Annotated in this window: 14 protein-coding genes; 10 read left to right on the top strand and 4 right to left on the bottom strand. The window is 64.2% G+C overall.

Annotated features, from left to right (window positions below; translation table 11 throughout):
* Nucleotides 1-83: 83 nt before the first annotated feature.
* Nucleotides 84-1,250 carry an esterase-like activity of phytase family protein gene (locus VB777_RS15565; RefSeq protein ID WP_323250054.1) on the bottom strand — a complete coding sequence of 389 codons (1,167 nt, stop codon included), beginning with the start codon at nucleotides 1,248-1,250 and terminating at the stop codon, nucleotides 84-86.
* Nucleotides 1,247-1,537 (bottom strand): hypothetical protein, encoded by a 291-nt coding sequence (locus VB777_RS15560; RefSeq protein WP_323250052.1) that lies wholly within the window; start codon nucleotides 1,535-1,537, stop codon nucleotides 1,247-1,249. The genes VB777_RS15565 and VB777_RS15560 overlap by 4 nt, the downstream gene beginning before the upstream one ends.
* A gap of 308 nt (nucleotides 1,538-1,845) precedes the next feature.
* Between VB777_RS15560 and corA the strand changes: the two genes are divergently transcribed.
* From corA to VB777_RS15530, 6 genes are all read left to right on the top strand, one after another.
* Nucleotides 1,846-2,955 carry a magnesium/cobalt transporter CorA gene (gene corA, locus VB777_RS15555; RefSeq protein WP_323250050.1) on the top strand — a complete coding sequence of 370 codons (1,110 nt, stop codon included), beginning with the start codon at nucleotides 1,846-1,848 and terminating at the stop codon, nucleotides 2,953-2,955.
* A gap of 113 nt (nucleotides 2,956-3,068) precedes the next feature.
* Nucleotides 3,069-4,049: a phosphate ABC transporter substrate-binding protein PstS gene (gene pstS / locus VB777_RS15550; RefSeq protein WP_323250048.1), complete on the top strand. Its 981-nt coding sequence runs from the start codon at nucleotides 3,069-3,071 to the stop codon at nucleotides 4,047-4,049.
* A 179-nt stretch (nucleotides 4,050-4,228) separates the two neighbouring features.
* Nucleotides 4,229-5,245: a phosphate ABC transporter substrate-binding protein PstS gene (pstS, locus tag VB777_RS15545; protein ID WP_323250046.1), complete on the top strand. Its 1,017-nt coding sequence runs from the start codon at nucleotides 4,229-4,231 to the stop codon at nucleotides 5,243-5,245.
* 306 nt (nucleotides 5,246-5,551) lie between these two features.
* On the top strand, nucleotides 5,552-6,196 hold the full coding sequence (locus VB777_RS15540; protein ID WP_197154993.1) for a Crp/Fnr family transcriptional regulator: 645 nt from the start codon (nucleotides 5,552-5,554) through the stop codon (nucleotides 6,194-6,196).
* 83 nt (nucleotides 6,197-6,279) lie between these two features.
* Entirely contained in the window at nucleotides 6,280-6,984 is a 705-nt protein-coding gene (locus tag VB777_RS15535) for a response regulator transcription factor (RefSeq protein WP_197159232.1), read from the top strand.
* A gap of 32 nt (nucleotides 6,985-7,016) precedes the next feature.
* Complete coding sequence (locus tag VB777_RS15530; protein WP_323250044.1) at nucleotides 7,017-8,222, top strand: HAMP domain-containing sensor histidine kinase; 1,206 nt, start codon at nucleotides 7,017-7,019, stop codon at nucleotides 8,220-8,222.
* 39 nt (nucleotides 8,223-8,261) lie between these two features.
* Here the strand turns inward: VB777_RS15530 and VB777_RS15525 are convergent, their stop codons facing one another.
* Nucleotides 8,262-9,800: a SulP family inorganic anion transporter gene (locus VB777_RS15525; RefSeq protein WP_323250042.1), complete on the bottom strand. Its 1,539-nt coding sequence runs from the start codon at nucleotides 9,798-9,800 to the stop codon at nucleotides 8,262-8,264.
* 103 nt (nucleotides 9,801-9,903) lie between these two features.
* Here VB777_RS15525 and VB777_RS15520 point away from each other — a divergent pair, with 103 nt between their 5' ends.
* Complete coding sequence (locus VB777_RS15520) at nucleotides 9,904-10,599, top strand: Coq4 family protein (protein ID WP_322757101.1); 696 nt, start codon at nucleotides 9,904-9,906, stop codon at nucleotides 10,597-10,599.
* A gap of 27 nt (nucleotides 10,600-10,626) precedes the next feature.
* Here the strand turns inward: VB777_RS15520 and VB777_RS15515 are convergent, their stop codons facing one another.
* On the bottom strand, nucleotides 10,627-12,315 hold the full coding sequence (locus tag VB777_RS15515; protein WP_197170044.1) for a SulP family inorganic anion transporter: 1,689 nt from the start codon (nucleotides 12,313-12,315) through the stop codon (nucleotides 10,627-10,629).
* 238 nt (nucleotides 12,316-12,553) lie between these two features.
* Here VB777_RS15515 and cysK point away from each other — a divergent pair, with 238 nt between their 5' ends.
* From cysK to VB777_RS15500, 3 genes are all read left to right on the top strand, one after another.
* The gene (gene cysK / locus VB777_RS15510; protein ID WP_197170045.1) at nucleotides 12,554-13,531 is read left to right on the top strand and encodes a cysteine synthase A; all 978 of its coding nucleotides are present in this window, start codon (nucleotides 12,554-12,556) and stop codon (nucleotides 13,529-13,531) included.
* A gap of 444 nt (nucleotides 13,532-13,975) precedes the next feature.
* The gene (locus VB777_RS15505) at nucleotides 13,976-14,440 is read left to right on the top strand and encodes a CAAD domain-containing protein (protein ID WP_197155003.1); all 465 of its coding nucleotides are present in this window, start codon (nucleotides 13,976-13,978) and stop codon (nucleotides 14,438-14,440) included.
* Nucleotides 14,441-14,594: 154 nt separating this feature from the next.
* On the top strand, nucleotides 14,595-14,993 hold the full coding sequence (locus tag VB777_RS15500; RefSeq protein ID WP_197155004.1) for a hypothetical protein: 399 nt from the start codon (nucleotides 14,595-14,597) through the stop codon (nucleotides 14,991-14,993).
* Nucleotides 14,994-15,026 lie beyond the last annotated feature (33 nt).

Raw genomic sequence — 15,026 nt, 5'->3', positions numbered from 1 at the left:
GCTGTCTGCAAGGGTGATCAGGACTGAGAATCCGCTCATGGTTCAACCTGCCAGCGCGAGGTGAGTCAGACGTTCAGGCTGGGTTATTGCTTTGCCTGGCCTCCTCCACTGACCTTAGGTGTGCGGAGCGTCACTGCACGGTTCTGCTGCCCTGAGGGCGCCAGGTCTCCCTGGTGACTGCAGCCTGGCTGATGCCGGGGCGCGATCACCGCCAGGAGGTTCTGCTGGAAGGGGTTGAAGTTGTCGTCGCTCACCAGCACGAAGCTGGAGCGACCATCCGCCAGAGTGGGCCCCTGGGTCAATCCTTCCCAGTTGTCGGGTGGAAGCCCGCTGCTGATCAGATCCCAGCGGGCCTTCCTGTGCCATTGGTCCTGTTGGAGTTCGACGAGGCTCAGTTCGGCTCGCCAGGAGCCTGGAGGTGTGAAGGATCGCCACAGGGCCAGGGTGGGGAGCGTGGCGGATGGACCCGACAAGGCCAGAAGATCCGTGAGCCCCCAGGCTTCACTCACGTCTGGAGCCAGCAAGGGAGGCAGCACCCGGCTGGTGATGTCAGCTGAGCTGGCCGGCACGGACCAGAGCAGGGTGCGACGCTCCCGGGCTGAATCCTGCAACAGCGGCTGTTCTGTCGCCATCAGCAGCCGCAGCGTTGGGTTCGGTGTTGTCGAGCCAGAAGGCAGCAGGGTGAGGGATTCCGGTCCGCCGTTCGGCGCAAGGCCAGATCGGGTCCGCAGGTGCCATGCCTCAGGCAGAGGGAGGGCCTGCCTGAGTGCCCCGGAGTGGCGATCGAAGCGCAGCAACCTGGCCGGCTGTGCCGGTGTCAGGCGCCCTTCGCTGGCCACCCAGGCGTCAGAGCCCTGGAGCACCAGCCCTTCGCCATCCATCTCAGGTCGAAAGCTGTTGCCGCTGCCGCTGCCGTTGCCGGCTTCTCCGCTCTGCAAGGGAATGGTGGCAAACAGCTGCAGGAGTTGCGGTTCCTCCTTCCGGTTCGATCCCATCGGATGGAGGCCCATCCCATTGGGGCCCCTCAGGATCTGACGAAGACCACGCCAGCCGAGCAGCTGGCCGCGGGGTGTATCGCTGATCAGCCAGAGCACATCGTCTTCAGGCTCGTACACAGCCCCTGAAAAGCCTCCGATCGGCTCTCCCTCCGTTCCCCTGCGGGGCATGGTCTGGGTGAAGAGCAATTGCCAGCCAGCAGAGAGCGGACAGGGCAGATCGGCAGGAGGGGCGACCGGAGCCGCCACGATCATGGAGTCTTCGTGTCGAGTAACGCATCTTTGCTATAGCGCAAATCTTTCCAGATCGCCCGGATTTCGGCATAAGCCTGTTCCTGGGAGATCTTGCCATTGGCCTGTAATCCCACGATCAGGCCGACCCGCTCAGCAAAGGATTCAAGATTTTGATGGAACACCAGCCTCTCGGGAGACCACCCAGCTCCCCGGTACCCTCCATGGGCTTCCATCGGTGATTGGATTCCATCCGGAGCCCAACCCGAGCTCGATTGGGCGAGTTCTGAGCGTTCGTCGCCCAAGATCATCCTTAACGTTCTGATCCTTTCAATGTAGTCAGGCTGGTTCGGCGATGTTGGTTAAGACTGGCTCAAGCTTTCCGGCTCCCCCTCAGCTGGCGGTTTGCCGGGGTGCTGCGACGCTTCAGCCGGCTGTGATGCACGGCACTGTTCCACGGCTGCAGCAAGTCTGGAATGGGGGGGCGTGATTCCACTGTCAACGCCATGGCCTTCCTGCAGCGTTCCTGGCTAAAACCGGTGGGCATCTGCCTGCTTCTTCAGGCGGCCCTTCTCAGTGGGGGCAGGGTGTTCCATGGCTGGCTCATCCCGGAGGAACGGTGCTGCGTCTCACGCCTGGAGCTCTGACCTCCCAGCGTCTGGAGGAGAGACCGGCCAATCTGCCCAGTCACCTGTATGTGCACGGCGGGCAACGGCCCACCACGTTTTCCGCTGTCGTGTTTCTGCCTGAGGGGCCTGTGCTCCGTCAGGTGCAGACCGGCGACGACAGCCTGCTGGATGTGGCACGACAGCGGCAGTTGCCAGTGTGGTTGCGGATCAGTGGGCTGCGGGATCGCCGTCGGATCGAGGCCTTGCTGGCGAGCCTCGACGTGCCAGCGGAGCTGCTGCCTCCCCTGCTGGACGTGCCCCAGCGGCCCAGGGTCGATTCCTTTGGCGAGGCGGTGCTGGTGGTGCTGCACCGGCTGGGTTTCGCCAAGGATCCTGCCCATCTGGTGAGTGAGCAGGTGGGATTGCTTCTGTTGCCCGATCTGTTGGTCACACTGGAGGAGGCCAGCAGCGGAGAACCATTTGCGGACCTTACCGACTGGTTGATCTCTCGGGCCGGAGCAGTGGAGCATCGCGATCTGGACGATCTGCTGCATTTTCTGATCGATGATCTGCTTGATGATCTGTTCCCGATGCTGGAGAGTATTGCTAACAGACTGGATGACCTGGAAGCTGCCGCCCTACGCCAACCCAAGCCAACTGTATTGGGAAGAACCACACAGTTTCGTAGTGGCGTTCGCACGATCCGCAGCCAGATCTGGCCGTTGCGCCATCAGATCCGAGCCCTTCTGCGCCAGCGCCAGCAGCTGCTGGGCCCCGAGGCCCTGGGCGGATTTCAGGAGATGGCTGACCTGGTGGAGTTGCTATTTGATCAGTGTGAATCGCTACGGGCCCAGTGTGATGCGATCACACAGGCCTATGCCGCCAGCATCGGCAATCGCATGAACCAGGTCATGAAGACACTCACAATCCTCACCAGTGTCTTTGCCCCGCTTACCTTTATTGCAGGAATCTATGGCATGAACTTTGACGTGATGCCCGAGCTTCACTGGCGCTATGGTTATCTGACAGTGATCCTGCTGATGGGCGCTGTTGCTGTTCTCCAGGCCTCCTGGCTTTGGCGCCGTGGCTGGTTCGAAGATTGGACGACGCCGCGTCGTTGAATCCCCGGTTGGGTGTCGCGCAGACGACGGGGATGCCTCGCCTTAACCCTGCAATAACGACTGGCGTACCGGCCAGTTGCTATCCAGGATGGGCCCCTCCCCATGGCTATTCAATGACCTTCGTCAAGAAGGCCCTGATCTTCGGAACCCTGGCAGCACTTGGCGCCGGAGCCGCAGCATCCGCCCAGTCCACTCTCAATGGGGCCGGCGCCACATTCCCGGCTCCCTTCTACCTGCGTGCCTTTGATGGGCTTGCCAAGACCGGGACGCGCGTGAACTACCAGGCTGTTGGTTCTGGCGCCGGTGTGCGTCAGTTCGTTGCCGGCACCGTGGATTTTGGCGCCACCGATGAACCCATTAAAGCTGCTGAAGCTGCCAAGGTGTCGCGCGGCGTGGTTCAGTTCCCCACCGTGGGAGGCACGATCGCGATTGCCTACAATAAGCCTGATTGCGCGAACCTGAAGCTCACGCAGAAGCAGGCAGTCGATATCTTCCTGGGCACCATCAAGACCTGGGATCAGCTCAAGTGCGGCAAGGGCCCGATCAAGGTGGTGCACCGTTCTGACGGTTCCGGCACGACTTTCGCCTTCACCAACTCGCTTTCGGCCTTTTCTCCCACCTGGAAAAGCAAGGTTGGTGAGGGAAAGACCGTCAAATGGCCCGTTGGTATCGGCGGCAAGGGCAATGAGGGAGTGGCTGGTGTGATCAGCAACACCAGTGGCTCAATCGGCTATCTGAACCAGGCCTTTGTCAGGGGCAAGATCAAGGCAGCAGCTCTGCAGAACAAGGCAGGCAAGTTTGTGCTGCCGAATCTGGCCAGCGGCGCCGCGGCACTGAACAACATCCGTCTGGATAGCAACCTGGCCGGGGAGGATCCCAATCCCGCCGGTGTAGCCAGCTATCCGATTTCGACCCTCACCTGGATCCTTGCCTATCAGAAAGGTAACGGTGCCAAGGCCGCCACGATCCAGAGGGCGATGAACTATCTGCTCAGCCCCGCTGCCCAGGACCAGGCCGATAACCTCGGCTATGTTCCGCTCAAGGGCAATATCCTGGCCGCGTCCCGCAAGGCTGTGGCTCGCATCGGCAAGTGATTTCCGCGGGCTGGACCGGCGCCATCCATCGCTGCTGGTTCAGCCCGCTCTTCCTTGGATCCGCCGATGCAGCGTTCTCCAAAGCTTGCCCGCTAGCGGGAACACCAACTCGTCGCCATTGGAGCTCGCTCTCGAGCACGCTGTCTACGATCAACGTCCTGTAACCCCTCTTTCTGTCCATGGCTTTTCCCAGCTCCCTCCTCCGTCCGCGTGCCATCGCGGCGGTGGCGACTCTCACGGCGATCGGTCTGACCGGCTGCGGAGGCGGAGGCGGTACCACCATCAGTGGAGCAGGGGCAACCTTTCCTGCGGCGGCTTATCAACGCTGGAGCAGCGACTATGCGGCTGAAACCGGGAATCAGGTGAATTATCAGTCGGTGGGTTCAGGTGCGGGTGTGCGTCAGTTTGCCGCCGGCACGGTGGACTTTGGTGCCAGTGATGAGCAACTCAGCGAGGAAGACTTCAAGGCAGGTGCGGCGGGCCAGCGGGGTGCTCTGCAGATTCCGATGTTGGGCGGCACAGTCACGCCGGCCTACAACAATGCCGATTGTCCCGATCTGAAACTCACCCAGGCTCAACTCGCCGATATCTTCCTCGGCAAGATCAAGGACTGGAAGGATCTCGGTTGTCCGTCGAAGCCGATCACGGTGGCCCACCGATCCGATGGCTCCGGCACCACCTACGCCTTCACCAACTCCCTGGCTTGTTTTTCGCCTGAGTGGAGCAAGAGTGTGGGCAAGGGCAAGAGCGTCAACTGGCCCGTTGGCGTGGGGGCCAAGGGTAACGAGGGCGTGGCTGGCCTGCTGTCCAACACTCCTGGTTCGATCGGCTATGTGAACCTTGCCTATGTGCGGGATCCGCTGCGCCCAGTGGCGCTGCAGAACAAGGATGGTCAATTCGTGCTTGCCAGTGTGGCCAGTGGCGCCGCAGCGCTCAACAATGTCGTACTCAACGACAAACTGGGTGGTGAAGACTGCAACCCCGCTGGAGCTGAGAGCTTCCCGATCGTGGCCTTCACCTGGATCCTGGCCTACGAAACTGGCTATGGCGACAAGAAGGCCGAGGCCGTGCGCAACTTCCTCGACTGGTCCCTGGGTGAGGCCCCGCAGAAGCAGGCAGCTGAGCTCGGCTATGTCCCCCTCACCGGTGAGGTGCTGAACAAGGCCCGCGCCGAAGTGGCCAAGATCGGCAGCTGATGATTCCCCACTGACTTCTCACCAATGGATTCTCACGAAACGGTTCTCAGCAACGCTGGGCATCGTCTGGGAAGAATCCGTGGTTTGGCTCCCGCCAGGGTTGAGGGTTCTTGTTCCCTCGATCTCTGGCGGCTTTCTAACTGGGTTCGAGGTCAATGTTCGGCGTAATGCTTTGCCCAACCCCTGGCCTGAACGACCTGTCCAGGCGCTCTTAGCCTCGACTTAATCAAGGCACTACCTCATCTTGGTGCTTGGGGCGTGTCGCGCTCCATACAATCGCGTGCAAACCGCCACCCGGCACTCATCATGGTGTTCACCCCTTCCCCGGAAGCAGGCCGCAGCGATGGCTTCCGGGCTGTGCTGGAGGAGTGCTATCAGAAACGCAGCCTGGTTCATCTCGCTGCCGGCAGCAGTGTGCCGTTACTGCGTCACACCATCTGGCTGGTGGTGCGGGGCATGGTGAAACTCGGTGCGGTATCGATTCACGGCGATGAGTTGTTGCTTGGTCTGGCCGGTCCGAATGAACCCTTCGGCGAGCCACTCACCGATGTGCAGGCCTTCCAGGCGATCACGGTGACCGATACGGACCTGCTCTGCTTCACCTCACAGGACATCCAGAACGATCCTCAGTTGGCCACGGCCATGTTGCGTGCCGTGGCGGCCCGTCAACGCCAGAGTGAGGCGATGCTGGCCCTGCTGGGTCTGCGACGCATCGAGGAGCGGCTGCGCGGCTTCCTCGAGCTGCTGGCTGAGCAGTATGGCCAGCCTTGCCCCCAGGGGCTGCGCCTCAACCTGCGCCTCACCCACCAGGATCTCGCCAGTGCCCTCAGCACCACCCGCGTCACCGTGACGCGCATCCTCGGTGTGCTGCGCGACGAAGGCTGGTTGCAGATCGACGACGAGCGTCGCCTGGTGATCGGCTTCACCCCGTCCCGCAAGATCCGCCCATGACGGCGACCCTGGTCGTGGCACCGTTGGGTGAGGCCGAGCAGTCCACTCTGCTGAACCAGGCTCCCATCACCAACAATGGGGGTATGCCTGCCTCTGTTCTGGTCGTCGAGGATGACGACACCATCCGTGAGACCGTCTGTGAGGCCCTGGCCCTCGAGGGCTATGCCGTGACTGGCTGCAGCAATGGCCGCAAGGCCCTTGATCTCCTCCACTCCGATGCGACGGAGCAGGGGAGCGAAGGATTTGCATTGGTGGTGCTGGACCTGATGCTGCCCGGTCTGGGGGGCCTTGATCTCTGTCGAAAGCTGCGCCAGGTGCACAACCAGACCCCGATTCTGGTGGTGAGCGCGCGCGATTCGGAAACGGATCGGGTGCTGGGCCTCGAGGTGGGAGCTGATGACTACCTTGTCAAGCCGTTTGGCATGCGTGAGCTGGTCGCCCGCTGCCGCGCCCTGATGCGCCGCAGCACCCTGCAGCAGCGGGATGAGCGCCAGATGCTGCAGCACGCCAACCTCTGCCTCTATCCGGAGGAATGCCGGGTTCTGCGCGACGGTCTGGAGGTCAACCTCTCCCGCCGCGAATTCCGGCTGCTGGAGCTGTTCATGCAGCATCCACGCCGGGTCTGGAGCCGCGACAAACTGCTGGAACGTCTCTGGGGATTCGATTATTTCGGTGATCCCAAGACCGTTGATGTCCACATCCGCTGGCTGCGCGAGAAGATCGAAGATGATCCGTCGGCACCGCAGCATGTGCAGACGGTGCGGGGCTTCGGTTATCGCTTCGGCTGAGGCGTGCCGGTGGGGCCGCTTGCGGCCGTGAGATGAACGTTGTGGTCGGATTTGGGCTTGGAGTGGCAGCGGGTCTGCTGGCTGGCTGGTGGTTGGCGGGTTGGTCTCGGCGGCGAGGGCGGGGGCGCGCCATACCGTCGCAACGCCCCGGCCGTCGCCAGCTGCTGCGCTGGATTGAGGCGGCACCCCTGGGCTGGATGCTGCTGGATGGGGAGGGTGTGATCCGCACCATCAATCCCCGTGCTGTGCGATTGCTGCAGTTACCAGCGGCTGGTCTCCACCGGGGTGAGCCGCTTCAGGCACTCTGCCGTGAACCGCAGCTGCGCAGCGCCATCGACAGCGCCCGCAGCCAGCAGCGGCTTCAACGGCTGGAATGGCAGCACGGGGAAGAGGATCTGGAGGTGCATGCCCTCCCCGGTGACGATGGCTGGGTGGCGGTGCTGCTGCAGACCCGCCGCTCCCTGGAAGCCCAGCTGGAGCAGCAGGAGCGCTGGGTCAGCGATGTGGCCCATGAGCTCAGGACCCCCCTCACGGCCCTGCTGTTGGTGGGCGACAGCCTCGCTTCCCAGGTGAACAGCCGCCATGCGGTTCTGGTGGAGCGGCTGCAGCGGGAGTTGCTGCGGTTGCAGCAGCTGGTGGGGGATCTGCTGGAGCTTTCGCGGCTGGAGAATGCCCTGCCTGGAGATCCGGGTCGCAGCGATCCGGTCGATCTGGGTGCCCTGGTGGAAAAGGTGTGGGCAGGTCTGCGTCCCCTGGCGGAACAGCGCCGGATCGAGTTGGCCCTGCACCGGGTGCCCCGACAGCCGCCGGAGCCGGAAGGGGAGGATCCGGCCCCGACGGTGGTGTGGGGCGATGGGTCGCGGCTGCATCGGGCCCTGCTCAACCTGCTCGATAACGCCATCCGCTATGCGCCTGATGGCACGGCGGTTCAGGTGGAACTGGTCAGCAGTGGCGACTGGACACTGCTGAGCGTTCGTGATCACGGCCCCGGCCTCAGCGAGCAGGATCTGACCCATCTGTTCGAGCGCTTCTATCGCGGCGATCCCTCCCGGGTGCGCAGCAAACGAACCGGCAGTGGCCTGGGCCTGTCGATCGTGCAGCAGATCGCCGTGACCCAGGGTGGACGGGTCCAGGCCCGCAACCACCCCGGGGGGGGTGCGGTTCTGGAGTTGTGGTTGCCGGAGCGGGGCACACGCCGGCTGGAGCGTCCGTTCAGCGCCTGGCCATCGGGCCGCTAATGCCGTCAGTCTGGGATGGCAATCCGGCTGTCCAGGTCATCAGTGGGCTCCAGCCAGGTCTCCGCCGCGTCCGCCGGCCTCCTCTGCCATGCCGATCCGGGCGAACAGGTCGGTGCTGGCGGGGTTGAGGTGAATCACCTCCACGGAGCTGCCTCCGAGCTTGATGCGGCGGATCACCTGATCGAGGGCGGTGACTCCGCTCTGATCCCAGATGTGCGCCTCTCCCATATCGATGCTGACCCGGGCCGGATGCTCATGCACATCGAAGCCCTGGCGGAAATAGATGCTGCTCACGAAGAACAGCTGACCCCGCACCGTGTAGATGCGATGGTCGTCGCCGTCGAGGCGACTCTCCACCTCGATCACCTTGGCCACCTTACGGCTGAACAGGATGCCCGCCAGGGCCACACCCGCCAGCAGACCGATGGCCAGGTTGTGGGTGAGCACGGTGATGACCACCGTGAGCACCATCACGGCGGTGTCGCTGCGGGGGATTCGGCGGATTTCGGTGATCGAGCGCAGATTGGCGGTGTTGATCGCGATCATGATCATCACGCCTACCAGGGTGGCCATGGGGATCTGATTCACCCACTCGCGGGCCAGCAGGATCATCGCCAGCAGGCTCATGCCCGAGGTGAGGGTGGAGAGCCGGGTGCGGCCGCCATACCCCACGTTCATCACCGACTGGCCCACCAGGGCACAGCCCGGCATGCCGCCGAACAGCGCGCTGACGATATTGCCGATCCCCTGTCCGCGGGCCTCGACGTGCTTGTGGCTGGTCTGGTCGGTGATGTCGTCGAGGATGTCCTGGGTGAGGAAGGTCTCCATCAGCCCCACCAGGGAGATGGCCAGAGCCGTCGGCAGGATCAGCCCGAGGGTGTTGAGGTTGAAGGGCACCTGGGGCAGACCGAAGCTCGGCAGACCCTGGGGCAGGGTGCCGAGCGACGCCACCGTGGGCACATCCAGCTTCAGCTGGATGGCGATCCCCGTGGTGATCAAGATGGCGATCAGGGCCGAGGGAATCACCTTGGTGACCCGTGGCAGCAGATAGATCAGCACCAGGGTGAGCAGGGTCAGGCCCCACACCGCCGGCAACTGGGCGGGCTGCACCGTCACCACCTCGGGGTGGAAGGCGTCGAGGCCGAGCTGGGGGAGCTGGGCCAGCAGGATCAGGATCGCCAGGGCATTGACGAAACCAGCCATGACCGGCTGGGGCACGAAGCGCATCTGATGGGCCAGGCGCAGATAGCCCCAGGCGATCTGCAGCAGGCCCGTGAGGATGCCGGCGGCCAGCAGAAACTGCAGCCCCAGGCCCGCCCCCAGGGCATCGCCCTGCTGCACCAGGCCGGTCATCAGCAGGGCCGTGGAGCCGGTGGCCGAGGTGATCATCGCCATGCGGCCGCCCACGATCGCCAGGGTGACCGCCAGGCAGAAGGCACCGAACAGGCCCACACTGGGATCGACCCCGGCGATGCCGGAGAAGGCGATCGCCTCGGGGATCATGGCGAAGGCCACCACCAGGCCGGAGAGGACGTCGCGGTGGGGCTGCTGCCACCACTCGCGCAGCGGGACTTGCATCAGGAGTTTGGGTATCTGTTGGCTGGCTGTCCAGCGTCGCAGGCGCCCACCGGTCAGCGTTGCCAGAGGTGGGGCGATGCTGGAGGTAGTCGCGCGTCCAGGGATGGCTCGATTCGGTGAACTGCTCAGGGCCGCCAACAACCTCAAATTGCTGGCGGCGATCGGCCGCAGTGGCGGCGACCTGGGTTCGGTGGCGGATCTGGTCGACAACATGCTCGACACACCGCAGATGGAGGCCTGCATCGGCCGCTTTCGCAGCGTCCCTGGTGGTGCCGCGATGATGGATGCCCGATACCCGCCCCTGCAGCCGGATCTGGATCGGCTGATCCAGCTGCCGGAGGGAAGCCTGGGCCGCAGCTACGCCCAGCTGATTCGTCAGCTCGACTACGACCCTGAATTCTTCCGGCCCAGGCCCACGGGAACCCAGGCCCACTGGTTGACCCAGCGCATCGCCACCACCCACGACATCCACCATGTGGTGAGTGGATTCGGCACGGTTTCCGAAGGGGAAAGTGGGGTGCTGGCGATCACCGCCTGTCAGATCGGCTTTCCCGCCTACGTGCTGCTCACCACAGCCGGACAACTGGCCACCTTCCGCTTCCAGACCGAGCGCCTGCCGCGACTGAGCGCGGCTGTGGCGCACGGCATGGCGATGGCTCGGCAGGCGAGTTGCCTGGCCGTGGCCCACTGGGAAGAGGGCTGGCACAGGCCGGTGGCCGATTGGCGGGAGGAGCTGGGGATCCTCGAACCCGCCGATGGTGAGCCCTATGGACTGACCCCAGCAGTACCCGCCGCCTGAGCCGAGCCCCGCAGAATCTCCCTGCGTTCAGACGAGCCCCGCAACCGCTCGCTCGAGCGCCTCATGACGACTGATCTCGAGGTGATCCACCGGCAGCTTGGCGTAGAGACCAAGCCTCTCGAGCCGCTTGCGGGTGGTGCCGTTGGCCCCCACCACAAACACCTGCCGACCTTTCTCCAGGGCCTCCTCCACCGCGTTCTCAACGGCGAGGGCTGCGGTGACCCCCAGGTGGGACACCTCCGTGAGGTCAAACACGATGGCCTGGCAACTGCCGATGGCGTTGTGCTCCCGGTCGATCGCCTTGGCCACCCCGAAGATCATGGCGCCGGTCAGCTGGAACAGCAGCACCTTGCCGTTGCCCCGATCCAGCAGGGCCTTCTCCTCACTGGGCAGATTGAGCTCTCCGTCGGCGGTGCTGACGGATTTCACCTGCTTCGACTGGAGCGAACTCATCCGGTCGATGGTGAGGATGTTGGCGATGAACACGCCGATGCCCACGGCCGCGATCAGATCGACCAGCACGGTGAGGCCGATCACCAGATACATGATCAGGGCGCCCTTGATCGAGATCCGATGGGCGCGCTTGAGGAAGCTCCAGTCGACGATGTCGACACCCACTTTCAGGGCGATGCCGGCCAGCACCGCCTGGGGGATCTGGGCCGCCAGGCGCGTGCCCGCCAGGATCACCAGCATGAGCACCAGGGCGCGGGTGATGCCCGAAAGGGCGCTGCGGCCACCGGCCTGGATGTTCACCACCGTGCCCATGGTGGCGCCGGCACCGGCGATGCCGCCGAACAGGCCCGAGACGAGGTTGCCGAGGCCCTGGCCGATCAGCTCCTTGTTCGAATCGCTCTCGGTGCGGGTGATGCTGTCGGCGATCACCGCCGTGAGCAGGGCATCGATACAGCCCAGCATCCCGAGCACGGCGCCGTTGACGAGCATCGTCTCCAGCTGGGGCAGGGAGAAGTAGGGCAGCTGCAGCTTCGGAAAACCGGAGGCGATCTCGCCGATCCGGCGGATCTCTTCACCATCGCCGCCGCCACTCAGCAGCGAGAGGGACAGGAGCGTGCCCAGGATCAGGGCGATCAGCTGGGGCGGCGCAATCGTCTTGACCTTCGATGGCGTCAGCCAGAGGATCGCCAGGGTGATCACCGCCAGGATCACTTCGGTGGGCCGGGCGCTGGTGATCAGGCCCGGCAGGGCATTCAAGGTGCCGAGCACCCCACCTTTGGGAATCGCCTGCCCCAGAAAGGGACCGATCTGAAGAATGATCAGGATGAAGCCGATCCCGGACATGAAGCCCGAGATCACGGTGTACGGCATCATCGTGACGTAACGGCCCAGCTTCAGGAAGCCGAACAGGATCTGGAACAGACCCGCCAGCATCACCACGGTGAAGGCCATGGCCAGGCCGTGTTCCGGATTCTGGGAGGTGAGCTTGGCAATCACCGCCGTCATCACCACTGTCATCGGACCGGTGGGCTCCGAGATCAGGGTGGGGGTGCCGCCGAACAGGGCGGCGAACAGGCCAACCAGCACGGCCCCCCAGAGGCCTGCGGCGGCACCAGCTCCGGAGGCGACACCGAAGGCCAGGGCCATGGGAAGGGCGATCACCGCGGCGGTGACGCCACCGAACAGGTCCCCCTTGATGTGCTGGGAGCTGATCCGGTTGAACACTGCCGAGGGCGAGAACGCCGGCGCAGCGGGAGGCGACATGGAGATGCAGACAAGGGAAATGTTCCGAAGGCACAGCGTCAGATGCTTGCCCGATACAGGCCGCCGGAGTGACGCGAACATTAGGGATGAGGCTCCGTTCGCGTGGGCTCATCCGGAAACCGGGCCATCGCTCTTCACAAAGCCCCTGTCCGTATGGCCTGTTTTCCCAGGGTTTTGCTCCTGCTGAAGGCATCCGAAAAGGGGCTGCCTAGGGTGCCAGCGGATTTGGTACCGGCGGATGAGCCCGATCTATACCGACAACAGCCTCAGCATCGGCAATACCCCGATGGTGCAGCTCAACCGGGTCACGGCCGGTTGCGGGGCGAGGGTTCTCGCCAAGATCGAGGGGCGCAATCCCGCCTATTCGGTGAAGTGCCGCATCGGTGCGGCCATGATCTGGCAGGCCGAGCAGGCCGGACGGCTGGGTCAGGGCAAGGAACTGATCGAACCCACCAGCGGTAACACCGGCATCGCCCTGGCCTTTGTGGCGGCCTCGCGCGGAATTCCCCTGACGCTCACCATGCCGGAAACCATGAGCCTGGAGCGGCGCAAGCTGCTTACGGCCTATGGCGCCCGTTTGATGCTCACCGAGGGGCGGCTGGGCATGGGCGGGGCGATCGGGGCTGCCAAGGAGCTGGCCGAGTCTGATCCGGATCGCTACGTGCTGCTGCAGCAGTTCAGCAATCCCGCCAATCCCCAGATTCACCACGACACCACGGGCCCCGAGATCTGGAACGACGCTGATGGCGAGGTGGACGTTCTGGTGGCGGGGGTCGGCACCGGCGGCACGATCTCCGGCGTGAGCCGCTACATCAAGACCACTCTGGGCCAGCCGTTGGTCTCGGTGGCGGTGGAGCCGGTCAACAGTCCGGTGATCAGCCAGGCGAAGGCCAACCTGCCGCTGCAGCCCGGATCCCACAAGATCCAGGGCATCGGGGCCGGTTTCCTGCCCGACAACCTGGATCTGGATCTGGTCGATCGCGTCGAAACCGTGAGCGACGACGACGCGATGGGCATGGCGCGCCGTCTGATGTGTGAGGAAGGCATCCTGGCCGGCATTTCCTGCGGAGCGGCCACCGTTGCTGCCTTGCGGCTGGCGCGGGAGGAGGCTTTCGCCGGCAGGACGATCGTGGTGGTGCTTCCCGATTCCGGTGAGCGCTATCTCAGTTCGGCCCTCTTCGAAGGCGTGTTCAACGAGCGTGGCCTGGCGGTCTGAACCAACCCGTGTTGACACCGATGAAGGGTGCGGGAGAGGCCTTGTATAAGGGGGTGATCCGTCGCAGCCGAAGGTCCGATGCCGGAGAACGACTCCCCAGCTGGTCTTCCAGTCGAAGCGCAACCTGTCGAAGCGCAACCAGCTGAAGCGCAACCAGTTGATGCTCAGCCAGAAGCTTTTCATCCACCAGCCGAGTCGTCTGAGCCAGCGCAGTCAGCTCCCTCTGAGCCCGAGATGCACCAGCCTTCAGCGGGTGTGCCAGGGACTGGCGCTGAGCCGGTGCCGTCAGCGGAGCCGTCGCCGGAGCCTGTCGCTGAGCTGCAGTCCGGTTCTGAGCTGAAGGCCCCGCCGCTCGAGAACCCTGTTGCGGCCATCGCGTCAGCGCCCGAAGCCGCCAGAGAGGGGGATGTTCACGTTGAGGTCATGTCTGCGACGGCTGTCCCGGTGGCGAGCCCTGCCCCCGCCCCCGTTCTGGAGGATCTGCCTGAGAAGCCTGTGGTGCAGGCGATCCATCCTGTGATTCCGGTGGCTGAGCCCGCGCCCCTGGCCCCGCGGCCAGCGCAGCCAGCAGGGGCAGCGGCCGAAACCTCTGCCGCAGAGGCCCTGCGGTTGCCGCTCCAGTTTCTCAATCAGGTGCTGGGCAAGCTTGGAGCATCCCAGCTGAAGTCCTTCGAGGATCTGCTGCCGGTGGCGCGGCTGCTGCTCCTGGCCGTGGTGGCCGGTGTGGCGCTCAAGCTCACGGGTGCCACCTTGCAGGCTATCGATGAGTTGCCCTTGATTGGTGGCCTGCTGGAGCTGGTCGGTCTGGTGGCGGTGCTTAATTTTCTCGCCCGCAACGCCCTGCGGCAGCAGAAGCGCGCCGAGCTGCTCAGCCGCATCCACCAGATCCGCAAGGATCTGCTGGGTTAGGCCTGGTCACGACGGATTTCGGTCAGAACCGGCCTGGTCTGGAGCGGCTTCAGTCGATCATGGCTTCCGTAACGGCATGGCACCGCCTGGGTCGCGGAGCTGACGGCCGCTCCTACCCTCCCAACAAACCGATTGTTCCGTCTGCAGCCGAGGCATGAGCCATCTCCGCGAGATCATGCAGCGCCTCAATGCAAAGGCGCCTTCTCCAGCCACGCCGCCGGCCCAGCTGGAGGGGCACCTGACTGCCTACGAACGGCAGCTGCACGACTGCAGCGATTCGATGCTCCAATACGAGGCGGTCTGGCTGGAAGAGCATCTGCAGGGTCTGGATCTCTGTGCCAGCAAGCCAGAGATGCGCGCGGCGGCCGGCGGTGCCGCCCATGTGGCCCTGCTGCGCCAGGAGAGTGAACGCTTCATCAGCCTGCTGCACGCTGAGATGGAGCGCCGCGAGCTTCAGCCGGCTCGGCATCGGGCTGCCGTGGTTCCCACCGAGCACGCCTGGGAACTGACCAATCCAGCGATCCGCCAGGCCTGGGGCATCGACGTCTCCTGAGCTTCAAAAAGGCACTGCCCGATGGCACTGACG

The sequence above is a fragment of the Synechococcus sp. CCY9202 genome (assembly GCF_034931685.1).
Lineage (GTDB): Bacteria > Cyanobacteriota > Cyanobacteriia > PCC-6307 > Cyanobiaceae > CBW1002.
The sequence above is the reverse complement of the archived record's forward strand: the minus strand, read 5'-3'. Positions and strand labels throughout refer to the sequence as shown.